Below are 17,599 nucleotides of genomic sequence, written 5' to 3'. Positions count from 1 at the left end.
TATCAATCTTGATCAGCGAAAACGCGCCGCACGTAGAGGAGACGGTCGCCTGGTTCCACTGTTTCAGCTTCAGGAGAATCAATGCGGTATAGCTCACCGGAACGCACCACTCCTAGCACAATATCGGCGAGGTGACGAGGGTTTGCACCTACTTCGTCCTCTGCGATAAGGCGTTCAGCAACAGAAAAACCTTCGTCTGGCGACAGCAAATCTTCCATCATTTCCACCACAGATGGCGTTACTGTAGCAAGACCAAGCATTCGACCTGCGGTTTCCGAAGAAATGACTACTGAATCAGCACCAGATTGTTCAAGAAGCCTTTGGTTTTCTGACTCTCGCACACTAGCCACAATCCACGCCGATGGCGCTAATTCACGCACACTCAAGGTAACAAGCACTGCAGTATCATCAAGATTTGGTGCCACTACCACTGCTTTCGCCTTCGGCACACCGGCTAGTTTTAGGACATCCGATTTCGTTGCGGAACCAGCGACGGTCACCAAGCCCTCACTGTTTGCAAGGTCAAGCGCCTCTTTGTCTGTATCAACAACAACAATGTCTTTCGGTAGGACTCCGTCGGCAAGCAAGGCAACCACTGCGGATCGCCCCTTAGTCCCATATCCAATAACAACCGTATGGTTGCGCATTCTTCTCCTCCAACGCTGGATCTGCCACATTCTTCGTGACTCTTCAGTCAGCACTGACAATGTCGTACCGACCAACAAAATAAGGAACATTACTCGCAAAGGAGCAATAATAATAATGTTGAGCAATCGCGCTTGCTGAGTCACAGGGGTTATATCACCATAACCAGTGGTAGAAAGTGACACGGTCGAATAATACAGAGCATCAATGAACGTCAACGACTCTGAATATCCACCTTTGTCGGTATAGACCAAAAGCGCTACTGCAACAAGAAGGATAAGAGCATAAGCAATACGCTGCGCAATGAGCCGCACCGGAGAAACCACATATGGCTTAGGCAAACCCACTGTATGTAACTGCGCATATTCAGCAATCCCAGAGCTATGTTCTTTCCGACGGCGCGCCAGAGAACGAGAATTACTCATGCTCGTTGCTACCTCCACTTTCTATCAACAACAGTTGCTCTAGTTCCTGCTGTGTTGGTAAATCTTTCGGTGCGACTAACACATCATGGGCAACATAGTAAAACGCTGCAGACACAGAATCGACTGGTATGTCATGTAGTCGCGATAATGCCAAACGATACACCGCTAATTGTATCTTTGCCGACTCCATTTCTTTTTTCCCAGGAATATGCCCAGTTTTCCAGTCAATAATCTGCCATGTGCCATCAGGTTGGGTGAATACTGCATCCATCCTGCCACGCACCACCACTCGTCCAATGGCGATCTCAAATGGATACTCCACATAAGTTGGCGTGCGCTGTGCCCAATCGCTAGCTAAGAAAGCAGCTTTAAGTTGATCAAGTTGTTCTGTAGAAACCTGTTCTTCATCTGCTACAAGCTCATTTTCATCTAACAGAGCTTGGACACCAACACGTTTTTCCAACCAACTGTGGAAAGACTCACCAAGCCGCGAACTGCTCTGTGGTTTATAAGGCACCGGACGACGTTGACGGCGAGCAAAATACTCAGGATTGCTGCTTAAACTCACCAAATCTGTAGCAGTCAATTCTTGAGATAACTCAATATCTACATATGCTTGCTGTGCCAATCGATGTTCTTCAATCAAAGCAGCAACTTCTTTTTCCCACGTGCCATAAATCTCTCGATCCTGACTTAACTCAGGTAGTTGCTGTTGCGCCTGGCGCACCAATTGTGCACCACTAAGTAATGCTGCTTTGTGCGAGTGCTCTAATTGCTGCGGAAATGCCCCCTCTACCACTGCTGAGGCAGGTGGTTTGGCACATAGAGGTTGATCAGATTCTGCTGATATGTCTACCTCTAGGTTTTGCCCATACCACTGGGTTACATAATCCGGATAGTGCGCAGCAAGAGAGCTAAAAAGCTCATAAGGTTCACGGTCACCAGAGACAATAGCTTCATTTTCTGCCGATGCAGTAATGAGTAGTCGTCGTTCGCTACGCGTGAGTGCCACATAGAAAAGCCGCGTGGCTTCGTCTTTAGTAGCAATAATGTATTCATTCTTATGGTGTTTTAAGGCTTCTTCGAGATCTTTGCGATTTTCCACCTCAACTAAATCAAGCACTGGAACTCCAGGCTCAACTGCGTCATCAGGATCACCTTTGACACCACAAGGCACATACTCCACCTTGCTCAACCAAGTACTTGTATTAGTGACATATGCTTTTTGATCAACCCCTGGGACAATGACAAAATCCCACTCTAGGCCTTTAGCTTTGTGAATCGTGAGAATCTGCACTCGTTGAGTATTAACGCGTACTTGCCCTTGGGATAAACCTCGCTCCCACTTTTCACTATCGCGCAAATAATCTAAGAAGGCGCCAAGCGTTGCACCAGGTATTTTGGCATAATCGGCTACGACTTTGGCAAATTGATCCAAATGCACTGTGCCTACTGCCCCCGCAGCATGAGGATCCTGACGACTGAGCACTTCAGTACGAATCCCCATTACCCGTTCAATATCGTTGAATAGATCAGACAAACTCTGATGCAAACTATGAGTACGCAAGGCACGTAGCTCACCAGAAAGTCGATAAAGACGTTGATAGCCTTGAGCAGAATACTGCTCAGGCTCGCCCAAATCTGCCAGCGCATCTGCCAACCCAACGGAAAAATCAGGATCAGATTCATATAGCTCTGCGATGATATCTTTTAGTTTTTCCTCAGGTGTCTTTGATTGCTCCTCAGGTTGGGTTTGCCCCTCATGGCGAACACGACCAGCTAATGTTGCAGCACGCTGAGCAAGAGCTCCAAGATCATTAAGACCCAATTGAATCCGTGGCCCGAGCAAAATGCGCAATGCGGCATGAGAATCCTGAGGCCGAATCAGCATTGTTGCCACTGCAATAAGATCTGCCACCTCTGGTATATGAATTAACCCACTGGTATCAGCTATTTCATAAGGAATACCACGCTCAGCTAAGGCCTGGGCAAAGGGTGCTGCCTGAGCGTTTTTGCGCAAGAGAATCGCCGCACGAAAATCTTTCGCGGCGCCATCAGATTGGATATGACTACGCTCATATGCTTGGGCGAGTTCATCCACAATAAAATCACATTCCTGCTGCCCTGTTGCGAAAAAACCAAATTGGATCATGCCGTCTTGAGCACCAGGACCTGGCTGCAAAGGCGAGACAGGACGTTTATCTGCACCATTTTTTTCTAAGACACTAGCGGCAACATCATTGGCAAGTGCTAATACTTGCTCTGGGTTTCTGAAACTTGTCGTTAGTTCTTTGCGCTCTACTGGAACGCTTATTTCGCCCTGCTCATCTCGAATAGCATAATCCGCAATAAAGTGCTCGAGATTAGCAGCAGTTGCACCACGCCACCCATAGATGGACTGCATGGGATCACCCACTGCAGTAACTGCACTATGGGCAAATAAACTACGCAAAAGCACCCGCTGAGCATAGCTGGTATCTTGATACTCATCGAGCATAACTACTGGATAGCGCTGGGATAACAATGCGCCCACGCTGGGATCTTGCCGTGCCAACCGTGCAGCTTGGGCAGTTTGCTCGCCAAAAGTCTTGAGTCGATCTTCCCGCAATTGCTGCTTAAATAGCCGTACAAGATCGACATATTCCAAACGATTTAGTTGGAGATCACGTATTTTTTGCAGAGTTTGATTGAACGTAGATTTCTGACGTGGCCCTGGAGGCAGTTCGTCGAAAAGCTTGTCAAATGCATCAGTTTCTTCAGCTAATTCTTTCTCGTCAATGAGATGATTATCTAACTCAGCAATGAGTTTTAATAGTGTTCCCGCTACGGTAGCAGTGCTGTGGCTCGTACTCAACGTGCCGCGATACTCAGTGACAAAAGTATGCGCACGTTGATATAGTTCAGTCTCACCAATCAAACGTGCCCCTGGTTCCGCCGGCAACAGTAACCCAAACTCCCCCATAACCTTCCCGACAAACGCATCATAGGTAGAGCTCACAGGCGCAATGGTTTCGAGAGTTTTTTCCAACTCTCCGGTGGGATCTAGATCTTTAATAATCGGGGCACCAACAAGTTGCTCTAAACGCTGACGAATCCTAGCACTGAGTCCTTGTGCTGCTTTCCGGGTAAAAGTTAAGCCTAAAACCTGATCTGGGCATATAAAACCATTAGCCACTAACCACACAACCCGAGCCGCCATTGTTTCGGTTTTACCCGCACCTGCACCCGCGACGACCAGCATAGAATGAAGCGGGGCAGCAATAACTGCTGCTTGTTGTTCTGTAGGGGGAAATTTTTGCCCGAGCGCAACCGAAAGTTCCTGCGGAGAAATTTTTATCTCACTGGTGGCGTTTTTATTAGCTTTATTCGCAAAACTCATGATAACACCGTCTTTCCTTCAGGTTGCACTGGGCATATGCTCTTGTAATCGCACAGATCGCATTGCTTATTCTTCCGCGCGATAATAGTGGGACCACGTAATTCCTGAGCCACATGAATAAGCTCTGCTGCCAACTCATCAAGAGTTTCTCTAGTACGACGCGTCTGAGAACGTACCGTAACGCCTTTGGAGGTGGTAGCAGGATACACCAACATTGCCTCATCAACGTCTATTCCTACACGTGCTGTGTCGTTGGCATCGTCGCTGTTGTTACCGGTACCTCGCATAGGAATACTGCGAATATGGATTTCACCGTCTTGTTCTTCCAACTGCGAACGGCTTAACATCAACTGATAGGTCAGCAATTGCTTATTGTCCTCGGCGTCTTTGACACTGATGGCAGTTTTACTCGTTTTAATATCGACGATACATACCCCATCTTCGGTCTTATCGAGTCGGTCAATCCTGCCGCGCAACCGCAAAGAATCAGAAATACGCACATCAGCGCTCACTTCCACCCCTAGCAGTTCAGTCTTTCCGGTTCTTCCCGCCAACCAGCTACGTAACTTAGCCAGTATATTTTCCCATTCTTCTATGGCGGTATCTTTACGCCACGATGGCAGTTCCGCCAAATCCACAAATGCTTCGTTGACCAGTGCTCGCGCTTTTTCCTCGGACATACCATTCGTGATTGCTTCGGCATAAGCATGAGCTAGAGTACCTTTGTGCATAGCAAAAGCATTGCTTGCATCAGCGGAAAGTTTCTTATTATCTAGGCTGACACGCAATGGACACTCCATTGCTTTTTCCACAGCCGACGGAGATAAACTGCGTACTGTTATTGGTTCTGACTCACTAGGTTCCTGTATTCCCCACCAAGAATCAGGATCTGCCCCTGGCACCCCTGCCTCAGCTAGTTTTGCAAGCTGACGTGCTGCTTGTTCTCGCAATTGCGGTGGGTTCTCCTCATCACTTACTGCCCTACGCAACTCACTGACCAGTGAGCTGAGCGAAAAGAATCGAAAATAATTAGTGGATTCAGTGGATTTAGTAGTACGCGACGCATCCGACGTGCCACTGTCAGCCCCCGCGTGTTGCTCACCTGTGGTAGTAGCTGCTTTATCATGGCTGTCATAGTATTCTGCCCCAGGTATGTCATAAATAAATCGTGATGGTTCTAAGGGAATATCCCCTTCTGGATCATCCACCGCACTGATTTGCACTAATGTCGTTGCACGACTGATTGCTAACTCGAATAACCGCTTTTCTTCTGCAACACGTGCACTAATTTGTGATACTGGCGTACCAGGTTCAATACCTGAGTCAAGGTAATCAATAAGTTCTTCCTGACCAAAAAGTGAACCCGTGATTGCCATATCCGGCCACGTATTCTCTTGTACCCCTGCAATAAAAACAATGTCCCATTCTTGTGCACCCACGCTATGAGCTGTCAAGATCTGCACAGCATCAGGTCTAAGTACCCGACGATCACGCACTCCTGTAGGTAATTCCTGCTCGTCGATATGCACAAGGAAAGAATGGATGCTTGCTCCTGGACGACGACGTACCCAGTCGCTCGCTGCGTCGAAAAGCGCCATTACTGCATCTAAATCACGATCTGCCTGTGCACCTGCAGTACCACCACGTAAACTTACTGCCAGTAAATGCTCTGCTAAGCCAGATGTCGACCACACAGCCCACAATGCTTCTTCGATATTGGCTTCGCTACGATAAGCCTGTGCAGCAGCAATAAAAACTTTGCTGATACGGTCAAGAATGTCTAACTCACGCTGTGTCAGCACACTGTGCGCTTGCTCATATAGCTCAGCTTTCTCATTCTGGTGTTCTGGCTGTGCACTAATTATTATCTGGAGCACTTCGATTGCCCGACGCGTTCCACCTCGACGTATCTCTAATAACCGCAATCCACGTAAAAGACGCCGCATTGTTGCTGGGTCGGCACCGCCTAGTGGCCCTAGGGCAAGGTCTTCTAGTTCACGAGCACTAAGTGGCTGAGACAAGGAACGTAGAATACGCAAAAGCGCAGCAACAATAGGTTGTTCAGCAAGGATAATATCGCCTGGATCAGTATGTACCGGCACTCCTGCTGCCAACAGCGTACGACGTGCTGCATCGACCATTGTGGATGAACGCACAATAAGTGCCATGTCGCGCCACCGCACTGCTTCTAACAAGTGTTTCCTGCGAAAAGTATCAGCAGCTAATTCCCACTGCTTATTCTCAGAATCAAGAATATGTACTTCTTTATTTGGCTGACGATAGCTATCCGACAGATACAGCTCATGATCTACAGGGTAGTGTTCTAAAAATTGCGTATGCGCACCACGGAAGTGGAAAATACTGTGCTGAGGATTTCCGGCAATAATACCAAAATCTGCATAGTGCAGAAGCCGATCAATCAAGCGGGCAGCCTGTGGATCTAAGTTTTGCGCATCATCCACAATAACTGTCCTAAAACCATAATCGGTAGCCGAGTATGCTAATGCTGCACTAATGAGCTCAGAAGCACTCAAGGAACGGTTACCCCCCAATTCCATAGTCTGCTCGTACTCGCGCATGAATGCTCCAGCACTGGTCCACATTGGACGGTGAAAGCGCGCCCCCAGTTCTTCTAAATCCTCCGGCCCTACCCCACGTTCTGCTGAGCGCAAGAGAAAATCACGAAGCTGCCGGGCAAAGCCAAGCATTCCCACGGCTTCTCGCATTTGTTCTGGCCATCCAGGCGCCCCAGCAGCCGCATGACCAGCCAATAGCTCACGCATAACTGCGTCCTGCTGCGCACCAGGGATCAGCCTTAATTCTTCTTGAGTATGTTCTGCCATATTTATTCTCAACATGGCAAAAGCAAGCGAGTGTACTGAGCGAACAATTGTATTAGTGCTCGCGAATTGACTATCGGATAATCGCTGTGCCAGTCCCCGCCTCAGTGAAGCAACAGCTGCCTGAGTAGTACCGATCACAATAATACTGGCGGGATCATATCCTTGCTCAATACGCTTTGCGACGGTATCAAGGATCAGGCTACTCACACCACTACCTGCACTACCTTGTAAGCGCCAAATCCCCTTATGCTCACGATATAAATCATTATCCCACGTACGTGCGACATTCTGCCGCTCAGGAGCGTGAAGGCGAATACGCGGAATAGGACTGCGCTGCCCTAGAAAAATAGAGTCATGAGTTGTATCTGTCTTATCAGTCATAGCTTATAGTTTGGCAGATAGCCGCGAGATAAGCGCACTAGTCACCCATTTTAGGTTTTCCCCTGCTTTTTGTTTAGCTTCCGGATGATAGGCATGCAAACAAATTCGATACGTTAGTGCCCTTAACAAAAGCTGATCACGATGTGCGATATGCGCAAAGCGATCAATAATTTTCTCATCAGTTGCCCCGATAAGCAGTGCATCAATAATAGCTAAAGCCGCACTATATCCATAAGGACGCGCTACTCCTACAAGTTCCGTCAGCACAGGAGCTTGGCTACCAGCGTAGATGGTTGTCGCCATCATATCGGCGTGATTTACCTGGCGAGGGGCGTCGATAAGCGAGAAGTAGGGTGCTAATTGTGTCACAAGCTCTGCGGCAAGGCGTTGCGTAGGAATCTCCTGGTCAAAGGTTAATGTATGTGCTGGGTTAGGGAGCCAGGCATGAACGTCGGCAAGAGCAAAAATATCTGTAGGATCAGGCTCATGGAAGAAGTCTGGAATATCCAATTGCCCCAACATAGTATCTAGGCGCAGTGCCGCAGCAACTGTTTCATCAACTCGTGGTTCTATTTTGCCCTCGACGAAGGTATTAGCGCACCAACCAGCACTAATAAATCTTCCATCTGTAGCACGCACTGGGCGCACGATACGTAGACCATGAACATTGAGCTTCTCTCTTATCCGCGCTGACCAAGCACTATGATCATGCCGAGTAACAGCAGAGAGCACAAGATCATCAACGCGCCAACCATAGCCCCATGCAACATCGAGTATGTGTGCTGATGCATGAGAAGCATGAAAAGCATCACGAACATGATCTGGTAGGTTCTGATGATCCATGATTGCTACTATCCTCTCAATCCTGCACTGTAGCTGTGTACTCTCTGTATGCTGTGCTTAGCAGCTATGGTTTGGCTATGATTCAACCACGTGGATAAGGCCATGCGTTCGGCGCACATACTGCGTTGTCATTTGCATACGCCTCATTAGGTTCTATTCTAAACAGTTCTGAGTTAGATAAGCTCAATGTCTGTTGCATCATTATCGGCGCTAATTCACCATTGCGCGCACAGGGTTGATGTTGAGAGAAACCAATGCCGTGCCCAACCTCATGGTTAATCAAGTATTGGCGATATGCCCCTAGGTCACCGTTAAAAGTTGCTGCACCTCGAACCCAACGAGATTCATTGATGACCACGCGATTGCCTTCAGAATAAAAGCAGCTTGTTTCCATAGCAATGTCATCGCCACATAATTTGTGAGTGGTACCAAGTGAAGTGAGTTGAATACGCAAATCAGCTCGCTCAGGGTCGTTAATATGCTCAAACTTATATTGAGAATCTGCAGTCCAACCTTTGGGATTAGCAAGAGTGGCATCAACCATGGCAGCAAATCCATCATCACCACCATAAGCAGCAGAATCTATGCCATTTTCAATCTCTACAACATAGGTAAAGGTTTTTTCTCGCCCCTGCCCAACCGCTGCTCCTGCGACACCAACGGTGCGATATGACTCATCACCTTTTTCTGTATAAGAACCGCCTAAAGGTAACTGTGCCGCGTCATTGGCCAACTTACGCGCACTAGCTGGATTCGGACCGGGAATAGCAGACTTTTTATCGGTATTGCTTACGCTTTTCTCCGCTTCTGATACCGTCGCGACCGTTGATGCCACAGGTTGTGTGCGCTTTTCGATTAAAGCAGGACTGATGAGAACGTCGTAAAGCACCCAAATACTAATCACAATCAGCACTGGTATTGCATAAGCACGCCAACCATAATTGCGTGCAAAGCGTACGAGAAATCCCTCATCAGTGTGTGCCATGAACTTATGCTCCTGCGAACCCAACGGTTCGGGTTTGATTACTACCTAATTCAACATACGCAATCTGTGCAGTACGCACGAGATAACGATTGCCACGCTCATCGACGAGATCTAACACCCCTGGTCCTTGGGCGTTTTCTGCAGTAAAAGCAGCACTCACCTGTGCAGCTAGCTCCTCTTGCGTATTAGTTGAACTAATTACCAATTCACGTGGTGATTGCGTTAAACCAATTTTAATATCCATGTAGAACTCATATCCTTTCAGGTTGTTGATTTTTCTTCGTTCTTCCCAGTTCTTCTCAGTTCATAAACAAGAGGTTCTTGAGTTAAACATATGTCCTCCTATCATAGCTCGAAAACGAGAGATGAATCTTATACCTAATGTGATGTACTTTTGCGTCTTTGCTTTTTCTCATTAACAATGGTTTTATGACGCAAGCACCTGAGCAGATTCAGACTCAAAAATCAGATAGAGACAATACAGACGTAAATACAGCTACGTCTCTAGCGGTCACACCTGGTTTTAGTAAAAAGAATTGGATTATTTGTGGCGTCATCAGCTTTGTGAGCATTGCTGCGCTTATATGTGCATGGCTCAGCGCTCCCATTCGACAAGCACATCTTACGGTGCTCTCGCATTATGAAGAATCTGCTACTGCACCGACTATCCCTACGAGCTTTTCAGGAGACAGAGGTTCTTTTCCCGCTGACTCTTTTAACCACAAACCTATTGTCACCAATGGACTTGTTATTTCAGCACACAATACTGGTTCTCATTCAGTAGTCAGTGCAATCAACCCAGAAAATAATAAACAGGTCTGGAGCTATGAACGTGACGCAGCCTTGTGTGCGCTGAGCACGTTGGATGAAAAAGTTGTTCTGGTCTTTGCTACTGGTGTCGGATGCGGTGATGTCGTAGGTATTGATGCCACAACTGGCGATTATGCAGGTACGCGCAGTGCTATTGCCAGCGAACATAGTGCGCTATTGCGGTCTAATTCCTATGTTGGAGTCGTAAGCTCCACGCGATTAGAGCTATGGCGACCTAGTGATTTTGTTCGGACAGTCGAATACGGAAAAATCCCTGCGAAACAAGAACCTAATCAACAGCCACATGAAAATTGTACAATCGCCTCCGCGCTTACCCGCACAGAACTGTTGGCGAGCGTAGACATATGTGATGGTCAAGCGTGGTTACGTTTTCAGAAAACTACACCTGAGGATTCTCGAGAACCAAAAATAGAGCATGAAGTAAAACTAGATAATCCTCAGGCACAGCTTGTATCCATTGGACAGGAAGGAGCTGCAGTATATGTTCCTGGTCCTCAACCAAGCATCATAAGCTACCAAAAAGATGGTCAAGTCACTGCCAGAACAAAAATCTCCACGCCACCAGAACTTGTTGTTGATCCTGATAGTCATGTGTTTAATCCCAAAACCGCTGATTTACCTCATCACATGAGCTGGTTCGACGGTCATTCCCTCTATCTTTTTGACCCTAGCACGCAAAAACTGCTGCATATTTTCAGCAATGTTATTGGCACTGGTGTTGCAGTAGAGGGTTCTTTACTACTACCTATTCGCAGCGGTATTGCGGTCGCTAATCCTGATACTTATGCAATCGAAAGAATTATTCCTGTCGATCGTGGTACTTATGGTGGGGATGTTTCTCTTGCTCTTGCTGGCGAGTATGTCGTCGAAAAGCGCGGAGATACAGTTGCAATTCTTCAGGCGCAATAATGCGCAATCATACATAATGATGCACAACAAAGGCACAATAAGAGGTTGATGATGACTGATTCACATATGATTAGCGGATACTTATATTCTGGCTACTCTGACTGCTCTGATGAAAAAATGCAGGCACATACCATACGTATTGAATCAGGACAGATCATTGATATTAGCGAGTATGAACCAGAAAATGAGCAACAAGCCGCATCGTTACCCCTGCTAGTACCAGGTTTCATTGATGTGCATAATCATGGTGGGTTTCATGGTTCTTTTCCCAATGGGAACTATGAGGATTGCAAACGTGCAGCTCGCTTTCATCGCAGTCATGGTACGACAACATTGCTCGCCAGTTTGGTTTCTGCATCAGAGCAACAACTATATGCTCAAACGCGCATTCTTGCCCGTCTTGCGCAAGAAGGAGAAATCTACGGCATCCACATGGAAGGGCCTTTTATTTGTGCGCATAAGTGCGGCGCTCAAGATCCACACCACATTATTCCAGGCAATCCTGAAATTTTAGAAAAGGTTATCAATAATGCGCAGGGCTTTTTGCGCTCCATTACTTTCGCCCCAGAGACTGATCATATTGATGAACTGCTTGACCTGTGCGCCAAGCATAATGTCATTGCTAGTCTTGGGCATACAGATGCTGATTATCACAGCACCCTGGCAGTGATTGATAAGGCTCGGCAATTGGGTGTCACAGTCAGTGCGACGCATCTGTTTAATGCTATGCCCCCTATTCATCATCGCACCCCTGGTGCAACGGTAGCACTGCTTAATGCTGCTCAAGAAAATAAGGTGTTCTGTGAGTTAGTAGCTGATGGAGTTCATCTTCATGATGCTGTGGTGGATATGAGTTATCCGCATAACGCCATTGCGGTCACTGATGCGATGGAAGCTGCCGGAATGCCTGACGGTCACTATCAGCTTGGTTCTTTATCAGTTGTAGTGGAGCAAGGCGGCGCATTTTTAGCTGATGCCTATGCCCAGGGCACGCACACTATTGCTGGTGGGACGTCAACACTTGCTCAGCAATTTGCACGCTTTGCTTCCAGGCATGGTATAGCTGATGCGGTTCGTTTTACGTCGACGCGCGCAGCCCAATTATTGGGATTACCTGATCGTAGCAGGTTGGAGCCAGGGGCACGAGCAGATATTGTGGCGCTCAATAAGGATCACACTGTGCGAGCTACTTTTGCGCACGGCGAAAAGCTCCTACCACTTACTTAACGCTTACTTAAAGGCAAGGTACCTCTGCTCCTGCTTTCCCGTCTCATCACTTGCTCTTTCATTGTGCGCTACGAGTAGTGTGCGCTAACCATTGCAAGGTTGGCGCACTAAATAACAAAGCGAGCGCTATGAGGGCAGATAAAGCAGTAATGATCCCAGCGATAATTTGCCCACCGGTGCACATATAGTAGCTGATGGGTAGTAAGAGCAATTCAAGCATAAGCACTGGTCCACGCCCCCATCGTTTCCCTTTAATCATCATGGCTGCAGCGATTATCACCACACCAAATACAATGATAAAAAATAGTGCGGTGCCATAACCTACTCCGGTATGCGTGAGGTCGTTAGCTTTAGTCTCATAGACAAGTGACTCGTCATGAAGTCCAGATATTTCTCGAATAATTAAAAACGCTGCAAAGGCGATCCCTAGCATTGATTGTGCAATGGCAATAACCCCTGCTTTTTTCAGTGTTTGTGGGGGTGCGAGCTGTGTTGTCTTATTGTGTTCTAAGTGCTCTTGTGTTCCTGGGTGCGACGACATGACCATTCCTATTTATTTTTATTGATAACAATAGAACTTTATTCTAGCGCCTATAGCGCTTTCTGTTTTCGACAAACTTCCACACATACTAATACCAACACAAGCGCAATCCGATCTTCTTTCATATTGTGTTTACTTTTTCGTCACCCTCTCCCTTTTCTTATCTCTTGCCTCATTGTGCACCTACGACGCCCATCAGATTCTTTTTTCCTGTGATTTTTTTGAGTTTTTTGCCTAAGTTTTTCGCCATAGTTCACAAACCACAGTGCCCCATTTTGCGCATTGGTAATTTGACGTAATAACGCAAGGGTGTTCTCGAAGATATTAGAGAAAAGGCTGTTCAATCACCCCTATTAACCTAAAAGGTTACCCTTACCTTCAAGCGACGGCGCGTCATGGGAGCGGGAAAACTATCAAAACATGACATAAATATGTGAGTTTAATCACTTTTACCCAGATAAACCTAGCGAAGTTGCCAAAGTCGTGACATTATTTCATAAGCACTTCCTGAAGTGATCATAAGAGATCAGCTTCAGCATTTTGCACAGTTGCAAAGTAAACAGTACGTAAACACATGAACCACACGTTCATGCACTACGAGCTGATTCCATAACGCAGCTTCTGGGCATATAACACCCTTATTTCCCACTAAGCTCTGCACAACTGTGTCCCAATGACAAAGCAACAACCCCACAACTATCTTTAAGGAGTTTTTTCATGGACTGGCGTCACCAAGCAGTATGTCGAGACGAAGATCCCGAGCTATTCTTCCCTGTCGGTAATTCAGGACCAGCTCTTGCCCAAATTGCCTCTGCAAAGGTTGTCTGCAACCGCTGCCCTGTTACTTCTCAGTGCCTCGCATGGGCACTAGAAACCGGACAAGATGCTGGCGTATGGGGCGGCATGAGCGAAGATGAGCGTCGTGCACTCAAACGACGCAAGAACCGTGGTCGTGGACGCGCCCGCAGCATTGTTTCCTAAAAGACCAACCCAAAACAGCAGTGCACAGCCTTAATTTCAGTTCGTGCACTGCAAACAGCTAAAGTGTATAGCTGTTATTATCCCAATGAGTGAGGAGTATCTTCATGAGCCAGCGTGGTCGTAAGCGCAAGGATCGTCGTAAGAAAAAAGCTAACCACGGCAAGCGTCCTAACGCATAAGTAAGAGAGTGCGATCTTCTTAACAAAGATACGCACTCTTTATTTTTATCTTCAGGCCTTTACTCGATAACCTCTGTCCTAAGGGACACAGTGCTAATCGATACACTTATTCGTTCTTTTAAGCTCTCTGGTGCTGGCTGGCAACAACATTTCTTAAGAAGTTGCCGCAAATCTACTTCTGCCGCTATTTGTTGAGCACACTCAGGACATTGCGCCACATGAGCTTCCAAGCGCTGACACTCAGCAGGGGTAAGCTCACGGTCAAGTAACGCATACATCCCCACATGAACCTCTGAGCAACTACATTCAGATGAACGAGAAGAACTGTCATGACTCATTGCGTGCTCACTTTCTGTTTCTCACTATCCGCCTTGTGCGTCTCTTTCGTCTCTTGAGCATTTTTCGTGCCAGTCACACCAATGCCATATTCACGCGCCACATCTTTCAACGCACCACGCAACTGTTTTCTTCCCCGATGCAGACGACTCATGACAGTCCCTAAAGGAATATCCATAATCTCAGCGATTTCTTTATAGGGCAGTCCTTCAGCATCAGCATAATAAACGACCATGCGATAATCGTCGGAAAGCTCATTCATTGCTTGCACAATATGCTGATTAGGGATATTTTTTAACGCTGCTACCTCAGCAGACTCCAAACCAGTAGCCGTATGCGAGGAGGATTCAAGTAGCTGATAATCGGTGATGTCATCGGCCGATGATTGTTGTGGTTGCCGCTGCTTTTTCCGATAACTATTGATATAAGCATTGGTCATAATGCGATACAACCACGCCTTAAGATTACTCCCTGGGGTAAAGGAAGAAAATGCACTAAAGGCCTTCATATAGGTTTCTTGAACCAAATCCTCTGCATCTGCGGGATTGCGCGTCATACGCAATGCGCCACCATAGAGCTGATCCAAAAGCGGCAGTGCCTCTTGCTTGAATCGCTGTTCTAACTCCGAACCAGACGCAGGTGTTTTATGCTTTTTCTCAGATCGCTCAGCCAAGATGTATCGTCACCCTCCTTAGGCTCGTGTTCAATCCTAGCTTCTTCTTGCTAGACTACACAGTTGCTCTTGTGCCTGCCCCATTCACATGATCGCATTAAGACTCTATAGTAGATAACTATGTCTAGCCCCACCCCTACCCCATTATGGCAAGCTCCACATTGCACACAGGCTTTCGACGCCACGCTCAGCATTCCTGGCTCAAAGTCAATGACTAATCGTGCTTTCATCCTGTCTGCTCTTGCCGATCAGCCTTCAACTATCCGCGGTGCACTACGTTCGCGTGATACTGATTTAATGGCACAGGCACTCCGTAGCCTTGGTGCTGAAATAAGCACAGATGATACTGGCACTTTCCATATCACACCTGCGCCTTTTCATAGTGCACACATTGACTGTGGGCTTGCTGGTACTGTCATGCGTTTTGTGCCACCTGTGGCTGCTTTTGCCCAGGGTGAAGTGGTATTCGATGGCGATGAGCAAGCACGTTCTCGCCCAATGACTCAAATTCTGCATGGTCTGACACAAGCTGGAGTAACAGTATCTGGCGATCGCTTGCCGTTTAGTATTCACGGTACCGGCTGTGCACCAGGCGGCACAGTAGAAATTGATGCTTCGCATTCATCACAATTCGTATCGGGACTTTTGCTTTCTGGAGCACGCTTTGAGCAAGGTCTAAGCATCAAACACATTGGGAATACTTTGCCGAGTATGCCTCATATTGACATGAGCATTGCAATGCTCGAACAAGCAGGAGTACACGTTGACCACAGTGTAGAAAACCAATGGCACGTTTCCCCTGGCACTATTGCTGGCAGAGAATGGGTGATCGAACCTGATTTATCCAATGCCACGCCTTTTCTTGCCGCGGCAGCTATCAGCCAATCCCGTGTTCGCATTAGGCAGTGGCCAACGCATACCACCCAAGCTGGCGATCGTATTCGCCCAATCCTCGACACTATGGGAGCTAAAATAACCCTGCATAATGGCACCTTAACAGTAGAAGGCACAGGCTCTTTGCGCGGTATTGATCTTGATATGTCCGATATCGGTGAACTTACCCCTACCGTCGCAGCATTGGCAGTTTTTGCTGATTCCCCTACTACGCTGCGTGGCATTGCTCATCTGCGAGGTCACGAAACAGATCGCTTGGCTGCGCTATGCACCGAAATCAATAAGATCGGTGGTGTGTGCACTGAGCTTGACGACGGACTCTATATTGAACCTACGCATAATTATCATGGAGCACAGTGGCATTCTTATGCAGATCATCGCATGGCAACTGCTGGCGCCATCATTGGTCTAGGGGTACCAAATATGACTGTGGAAGATATTGAGACTACTGCCAAAACCTTGCCCGATTTTGCCGCTATGTGGGAGCAGATGATGCATGGCTAAAAAAATCACTCATCGCAGCCGTGGTGCATGGGATGAATCAGACGTGAAAATTCGTCCTGGAAAACGCTCTAAACCACGCACCAAAACACGTCCTCAGCATGATGACGCTGAATTTGGCATGGTCATTTCTAAAGATCGCGGTAGGTGGGGCGTAGTTCTCGACACCGGCACTACCGTTACTTGTATGCGCGCCAGAGAACTTGGTCGCAGTCCCGTTGAAGTTGGCGACCGGGTAGGCGTCGTCGGCGATACTTCAGGTAGGCAAGGCAGCTTGGCAAGAATCGTAAAAATAGCTGAGCGATCTTCCGTTCTGCGACGCACCGCTGATGATAACGATCCCTATGAACGCATAGTCGTCGGCAATGCCGAAAACCTCCTCATCGTCTGTGCAGTCGCTGATCCTCCACCACGAGCAGGTTTTGTCGAGCGAGCACTCATTGCTGCCTTTGTCGGCAATCTCAAGCCTATTATTTGTCTGACGAAATCCGATCTTGCTGATCCACAAGAATTTGCTGCTGAGTTTGCCGCTCTCGACGTTCCGGTCATAGTCTGCGGCATCGATGACCCATTAGAACCGATCAATGACATTGTGAATAATTCCTTGACAGCACTAATCGGACACTCCGGTGTAGGCAAATCCACACTTGTCAATAGATTAGTTCCTGGAGCCGGACGACAAACCGGAGAAGTATCCGGTGTAGGAAAAGGACGGCATACATCCACCCAAGCTGTTGCATTAGCACTACCACACGGTGGGTGGATCATCGATACGCCTGGTATCCGTTCCTTCGGACTAGCACACGTTGATGCAGATACCGTTGTCAATGTGTTCGAGGATCTAGCTTCCTCAGTAGAGGATTGTCCACGTGGTTGCACACACATGGGAGCACCTGCGGATCCGGAATGCAAGCTAGATGATTTTCCCCATGACTCCCCCACTGGTCGTCGAGTGCAAGCCGTACGCAAATTACTCACTACATTGCGCAATAACGTGGACTGGTAGCTACAGGGTCATGCACGAGG

General features: G+C 47.5%; 14 protein-coding genes. 5 read left to right on the top strand and 9 right to left on the bottom strand.

What is annotated here, in order from left to right; genetic code table 11:
• Window positions 1-2 precede the first annotated feature (2 nt).
• The 6 genes from EML15_RS06310 to EML15_RS06285 form a co-directional block, all read right to left on the bottom strand.
• Window positions 3-1,070 carry a potassium channel family protein gene (locus EML15_RS06310; RefSeq protein ID WP_144274029.1) on the bottom strand — a complete coding sequence of 356 codons (1,068 nt, stop codon included), beginning with the start codon at window positions 1,068-1,070 and terminating at the stop codon, window positions 3-5.
• Window positions 1,063-4,449 carry an ATP-dependent DNA helicase gene (locus EML15_RS06305; RefSeq protein WP_144274027.1) on the bottom strand — a complete coding sequence of 1,129 codons (3,387 nt, stop codon included), beginning with the start codon at window positions 4,447-4,449 and terminating at the stop codon, window positions 1,063-1,065. Before EML15_RS06305 ends, EML15_RS06310 begins: the two co-directional genes overlap by 8 nt.
• Window positions 4,446-7,673, bottom strand: a complete 3,228-nt coding sequence (locus EML15_RS06300; protein ID WP_144274025.1) for an ATP-dependent DNA helicase — start codon at window positions 7,671-7,673, stop codon at window positions 4,446-4,448. The genes EML15_RS06305 and EML15_RS06300 overlap by 4 nt, the downstream gene beginning before the upstream one ends.
• 3 nt (window positions 7,674-7,676) lie before the next feature.
• On the bottom strand, window positions 7,677-8,516 hold the full coding sequence (locus tag EML15_RS06295; protein WP_144274023.1) for a TIGR02569 family protein: 840 nt from the start codon (window positions 8,514-8,516) through the stop codon (window positions 7,677-7,679).
• Window positions 8,517-8,598: 82 nt separating this feature from the next.
• Window positions 8,599-9,501, bottom strand: coding sequence for a DUF3152 domain-containing protein (locus EML15_RS06290; RefSeq protein WP_144274021.1), 903 nt, complete (start codon window positions 9,499-9,501; stop codon window positions 8,599-8,601).
• Between the two features lie 4 nt (window positions 9,502-9,505).
• Window positions 9,506-9,745 carry a DUF3107 domain-containing protein gene (locus tag EML15_RS06285; protein WP_144274020.1) on the bottom strand — a complete coding sequence of 80 codons (240 nt, stop codon included), beginning with the start codon at window positions 9,743-9,745 and terminating at the stop codon, window positions 9,506-9,508.
• A 185-nt stretch (window positions 9,746-9,930) separates the two neighbouring features.
• Between EML15_RS06285 and EML15_RS06280 the strand changes: the two genes are divergently transcribed.
• Window positions 9,931-11,241 carry a hypothetical protein gene (locus tag EML15_RS06280; protein ID WP_144274018.1) on the top strand — a complete coding sequence of 437 codons (1,311 nt, stop codon included), beginning with the start codon at window positions 9,931-9,933 and terminating at the stop codon, window positions 11,239-11,241.
• A gap of 51 nt (window positions 11,242-11,292) precedes the next feature.
• Window positions 11,293-12,468, top strand: coding sequence for an amidohydrolase family protein (locus EML15_RS06275; protein ID WP_246858143.1), 1,176 nt, complete (start codon window positions 11,293-11,295; stop codon window positions 12,466-12,468).
• A gap of 58 nt (window positions 12,469-12,526) precedes the next feature.
• Here the strand turns inward: EML15_RS06275 and EML15_RS06270 are convergent, their stop codons facing one another.
• Window positions 12,527-13,009: a hypothetical protein gene (locus EML15_RS06270; RefSeq protein ID WP_144274014.1), complete on the bottom strand. Its 483-nt coding sequence runs from the start codon at window positions 13,007-13,009 to the stop codon at window positions 12,527-12,529.
• 717 nt (window positions 13,010-13,726) lie between these two features.
• Between EML15_RS06270 and EML15_RS06265 the strand changes: the two genes are divergently transcribed.
• A complete protein-coding gene (locus EML15_RS06265) occupies window positions 13,727-13,990 on the top strand; it encodes a WhiB family transcriptional regulator (RefSeq protein ID WP_144274012.1) in 264 nt (87 codons plus the stop codon).
• Window positions 13,991-14,228: 238 nt separating this feature from the next.
• Here the strand turns inward: EML15_RS06265 and rsrA are convergent, their stop codons facing one another.
• Both rsrA and EML15_RS06255 read right to left on the bottom strand, forming a co-directional pair.
• Window positions 14,229-14,507, bottom strand: coding sequence for a mycothiol system anti-sigma-R factor (gene rsrA, locus EML15_RS06260; protein WP_144274010.1), 279 nt, complete (start codon window positions 14,505-14,507; stop codon window positions 14,229-14,231).
• Window positions 14,504-15,178 (bottom strand): sigma-70 family RNA polymerase sigma factor, encoded by a 675-nt coding sequence (locus EML15_RS06255; protein ID WP_144274007.1) that lies wholly within the window; start codon window positions 15,176-15,178, stop codon window positions 14,504-14,506. The genes rsrA and EML15_RS06255 overlap by 4 nt, the downstream gene beginning before the upstream one ends.
• Before the next feature lie 120 nt (window positions 15,179-15,298).
• On the opposite strand from EML15_RS06255, the gene aroA reads away from it, so the two are divergent.
• Together aroA and rsgA are read left to right on the top strand one after the other, a co-directional pair.
• Entirely contained in the window at window positions 15,299-16,576 is a 1,278-nt protein-coding gene (aroA, locus tag EML15_RS06250) for a 3-phosphoshikimate 1-carboxyvinyltransferase (RefSeq protein ID WP_144274004.1), read from the top strand.
• Complete coding sequence (rsgA, locus tag EML15_RS06245) at window positions 16,569-17,579, top strand: ribosome small subunit-dependent GTPase A (RefSeq protein ID WP_144274002.1); 1,011 nt, start codon at window positions 16,569-16,571, stop codon at window positions 17,577-17,579. The genes aroA and rsgA overlap by 8 nt, the downstream gene beginning before the upstream one ends.
• Window positions 17,580-17,599: the final 20 nt, after the last annotated feature.

This window comes from Corynebacterium sp. sy017 (assembly GCF_017918135.1).
Taxonomy (GTDB): Bacteria; Actinomycetota; Actinomycetes; order Mycobacteriales; family Mycobacteriaceae; genus Corynebacterium.
This window is presented reverse-complemented; position numbering and strand designations above follow the sequence as displayed.